Source organism: Rhodococcus sp. ENV425, from assembly GCF_002887785.1.
Taxonomy (GTDB): Bacteria; Actinomycetota; Actinomycetes; order Mycobacteriales; family Mycobacteriaceae; genus Rhodococcus; species Rhodococcus aetherivorans.
The window spans coordinates 1-4,310 of sequence record NZ_PCZU01000151.1 but is presented as its reverse complement, the minus strand read 5'-3'; the positions used below and the strand labels follow the sequence as shown (position 1 = coordinate 4,310).

4 protein-coding genes are annotated in these 4,310 nt (G+C 72.9%); 1 reads left to right on the top strand and 3 read right to left on the bottom strand.

Annotated elements, in window-relative coordinates; translation table 11 throughout:
• Nucleotides 1-11: 11 nt before the first annotated feature.
• From CQZ88_RS12085 to CQZ88_RS12075, 3 genes are all read right to left on the bottom strand, one after another.
• On the bottom strand, nt 12-617 hold the full coding sequence (locus tag CQZ88_RS12085) for a 50S ribosomal protein L25/general stress protein Ctc (RefSeq protein WP_006938918.1): 606 nt from the start codon (nt 615-617) through the stop codon (nt 12-14).
• A gap of 205 nt (nt 618-822) precedes the next feature.
• A complete protein-coding gene (locus tag CQZ88_RS12080) occupies nt 823-2,292 on the bottom strand; it encodes an FAD-dependent oxidoreductase (protein ID WP_102799801.1) in 1,470 nt (489 codons plus the stop codon).
• 89 nt (nt 2,293-2,381) lie between these two features.
• Nucleotides 2,382-3,560, bottom strand: coding sequence for an aminotransferase class V-fold PLP-dependent enzyme (locus tag CQZ88_RS12075; RefSeq protein WP_006938916.1), 1,179 nt, complete (start codon nt 3,558-3,560; stop codon nt 2,382-2,384).
• Between the two features lie 45 nt (nt 3,561-3,605).
• Between CQZ88_RS12075 and CQZ88_RS12070 the strand changes: the two genes are divergently transcribed.
• Nucleotides 3,606-4,310: APC family permease (locus CQZ88_RS12070; protein ID WP_146034299.1), on the top strand; the 705-nt coding region annotated here is incomplete at its 3' end.

The window sequence follows — 4,310 nt, the reverse complement described above, 5'->3', positions numbered from 1 at the left end:
CCGGTGGGGGCTCAGGCCTCCTCGGCCTCGGCGGCCTCGCCCTCCGCGGTCTCGCCCTCCATCGCGGCGGCGGTCGGTGCGGCGACCACGTTCACCAGCAGCAGCTCCGGGTCGCCCTGCAGGGTCGCACCGGCGGGCAGCTGCACGTTGTTCGCGAGGATCTGGGTACCGGCCTCGACACCCTCGATGGACACCTCGACCTGCTCGGGCAGGTTCAGGGCGTCGGCCTCGAGCTGGACGGTGCTGACCTCGTTGACGACCAGGGTGCCGGAGGCGGCCTCGCCGGTGACCACGAGCGGGACCTCGACGGTGACCTTCTCGCCCTTCTTCACGACGAGCAGATCGGCATGCTCGATGTAGTTGCGGATCGGGTGCACGACGACCGACTTGGTCAGCGCCAGCTCCTCGCCGCCGTCGACCTCGAGGGTCAGCAGGGCGTTGGTGCCGTGGGCGCGCAGCACGGCCGCGAATTCACGGGCCGGGAGGGCGAGGTGCTTGGGGTCCGTGCCGTGGCCGTACAGAACGGCGGGGACCTGACCGTCGCGGCGGGCGCGGCGGGCGGCACCCTTGCCGAACTCGGTACGGACGGCGGCTACGAGACGGTTTTCGTCGGACATGCTGAAAGGCTCCTACGCATATGGCTCGAACTGGGGCGGTCTTCCCGGCGAGGGGCGACGCGCGCGGCCAGGAGCGTGGACACGCTCGAGCGGAGCCGCAGCCGCGTCGATCACGGTGAGCCAGCGATTTCGCGGTTCACCCTCGCCGAGACAACTCGAACGACTCTACCGGATCCGCCCGGGCCAGTCGAACGCCGCCCTGCGCTCAGCCGCGCGCGGCGGCGGTGCCCGCCCGCCGGCCGAAGAAACTGCCGTCGCCGAGGGAGATGCCGCTGCAGTATCCCCACGCCGACAGCCCGGCCGCCGCCCGTCCCGCCGCGAACAGCCCCGGGATCGGCGTGCCGTCGACGTGCAGCACCTCCGAGTCCAGACTCGTGCGCAGGCCGCCGAGCGTGAACCCGCCGGTCATGCCGCGCAGGTCGATCGCCGCGACGGGCGAACCGATCGGCTTCACCCATTCGCGCTTCTTGCCCAGCAGCGGGTCCTCGCCCCGTGCGGCGTGCCGGTTGTACAGCTGCACCGTGGACTGCAGCGCCTGCTCGGGCAGACCCATCTCGGCCTCGAGGTCGGCGACGGTCTCGCACACCCATTTCGGCTGATGCCGCAGCTGCTCCGACGACGTCGGGGCTGCGATCCCCGCCTCGTACGCCGCCTCGTCGATGACGAGGAACGCCTCGTTGTCGTTCTTCAGCAGGGTCAGCTGACCGATGCGGCCCGGGTAGGTGTCCTCGGGCACGTATCGCTGGCCGCGCCCGTTGACGAGAATGCCGCGCGCGATCAGCTGAGGATCACAGAAGAACGCCACCTCGGTCGCGTTCATGTGCGCGAGGTCGGCGCCGAGGGCTTGCGCCATCCGGATCGCCCGGCCGTCGTGCTCCTCGATCGACGCGGCGGGACGGCCCACCAGATGCGGCGCGTACGCCCGCACCATGTCGTCGTTGTAGGCGAAGCTGCCCGTGGCGAGAACGACCCCTCGGCGCGCCCGGATCGCCAGGTCGGTGCCGTACCGCTTGGCCAGCAGCCCGACCACCCGTCCGGACGCATCGGTGACGAGGGTCTGCACCCGCACGTCGTACTCGGCGCGGACCCCGAGCGCGGCGGCCTTCTCGGCGAGCGGCTTCATGAGCATGTAGCCGCCGCCCTGCTCGCCGGTGCGCTTGTTGCTCATCTGCGGCACGTGACCGCGCGGCGCGGGCCGGGCGACGGTGTGGAACGGCGCCGCGTTCTCCCCGCCGGTGTACTGCAGGCCCGCGTCGGTGGGTGGCTCCCACCCGGGCTCGCCCCAGAACTCGTGCTTGAACGGCACCCCGCACCCGACGAGCCAGTCGAAGTGCGCGACGGAACCCGCGCAGTACGCGGCGATCTTCTCCTCGTCCACGCCCGGTCCGAGTGCCGCAGTCAGGAACGCGCGCATGTCGTCCACCGAGTCCTCGAACCCGCAGGCCCGCTGCACGGTCGTGCCGCCGCCGAGGTAGACGAACCCGCCGGCGAGGGCGGCCGCGCCGCCCCACCCGCCGGTGCGTTCCAGCACCAGCACGTCGGCTCCGGCGTCGGCGGCGCCGATGGCCGCGCAGACACCGGCGATGCCGTATCCGGCGATCACGACGTCGGCCTCGAGATCCCAGGCGGGGATCCGGTCGACGGGAACAGGACGGACGGGACTGGTCTCGGTCATCGCGATCCTCTCGAAGTGGTGCGGGGATTCGCACACCTTGACCACGCGACCTGGGGGAGCGGTACCGGCTGTCCCGGTTGCCGGGACGGTCAGGACCGGGTGAGCGACCGCACGGCCGCCAGGAACCGGTCCACGTCGGCGGGGGAGACGAAGTAGTGCGGGGAGGCCCGCACCACCGACTCGAGCCGTCGCGCCGACATCTCGAGCAGCGTCGAGCCGCGCCCGCTGACCGTGACCGTGATCGCCTCGGCGGCCAGCGCCTCGCGCAGGTGCGCCGGATCCCAGCCGTCGACGGTGAACGAGACGATGCCGCTGTGTTCCTTGCCGAGGTCGCGCACGGCCACGCCGGGGATCCGGCCCAGCCCGTCGCGCAGGTGCTCGGCCCGGTAGGCGACCGCCTCGGTCACCGCGTCGACACCGAAGTCGAGCAGGTAGTCGACGGCGGCGCCGAGCCCGAGGCGGGCGGCGACGTTGGTCTCCCACAGCTCGAACCGCGTCGCGTCGTCGGCGACCCGGTACTCGTCCGGGGCCGTCCACTGCGCGCTGTGCAGGTCGAGCACGGCCGGTTCGAGCTCGGTGATCAGCCGGGGGCGGACGTAGAGGAAGCCGGTGCCGCGGGGTCCGCGCAGCCACTTGCGACCGGTCGCGGAGAGCGCGTCGACGTCGAACTCGGGCACGCTCACCGGCAGCTGGCCGACGGACTGGCACGCGTCGAGCAGCACCAGCGCACCGACCTCGTGCGCGGCGTCGGCCACCTCCCGCACCGGGTTGACGAGCCCGCCGTTGGTCGGGGCGTGCACGACGGACACCAGCTTGACCCGCTCGTCGAGGGTGCGGCCGAGGGCGTCGACGTCGATCCGGCCGAGCGCGTCGGTGGGCATCGTCTCTACCGTCGCGCCGGTCGCGCGGGCGCGCTGCAGCGCGGAGACGGCGTTGCTGGCGTATTCGGAGCGGGTGAGCAGGATCCGGTCGCCCTCGCCGAGCGGCACCGAGTAGAAGAAGCTCGCCCACGCCCGGGTGGCGCTCTCGACCAGCGCGATCGACGACGCCTCCGCGCCGATCAGCCGCGCGATCGAGGTCTTCACCGCGGCGAGGTCACCGGCGCGTTCCGCGGCCGCGACGTACCCGCCGACCTCGGCCTCGCGCCGCAGATGCGCGACGGTCGTCTCCAGCACCGGGGTGGGCGGCAGCGACGAGCCCGCGCTGTCGAGGAAGACCCGGTCGAAGCAGCCGGGCGTGTCCCGACGGGCGCGTTGCAGGTCGAGCATCGAGGACGTACCTCCCGTTCATGTCTTCGTGGTTGGAATGTACGCGTGAGCGAACCGACACCCCTGCAGCGCCGGCTCGGCACCGGTGACGCCGTCGCCATCGGGCTCGGCGCGATGATCGGGGCGGGGGTGTTCTCGGCGTTCGCGCCGGCCGCCGCCGCGGCCGGCGCGGGCCTGCTCGTCGGCCTGGCCGTCGCCGCGGTCGTGGCGTACTGCAACGCCACGTCGTCGGCGCAGCTCGCCGCGCAGTATCCGACGTCCGGCGGCACCTACGTGTACGGCCGGGAACGGCTCGGGCCGTGGTGGGGCTTCGTGGCGGGCTGGGGCTTCGTGATCGGCAAGACCGCCAGCTGCGCGGCGATGGCCTTGACCTTCGCCGCCTACGCCGTGCCGGAACCGTGGCGGCGGCCGGTCGCCGTCGCCGCGGTCCTCGCCCTGACCGCCGTGAACTACCGGGGCATCACCCGCACGGCCCGGCTCGCGCGCATCATCGTGGCGCTGGTGCTCGTCGCCCTCGCCGTGGCGGTGACGGCGAGCTGGGCCGGCCCCGGGGCACAGCCCGCCGATCCGTTCGGCCCCGTCGGCGGCGGCGCGTACGGGGTGCTGCAGGCGGCCGGCCTGCTGTTCTTCGCCTTCGCGGGCTACGCGCGGATCGCAACGCTCGGTGAGGAGGTGCGCGAGCCGCGCCGGACCATCCCGCGCGCGATCGTCGGCGCCCTCGGATTCGTGGTGCTGCTCTACGCCGTCGTC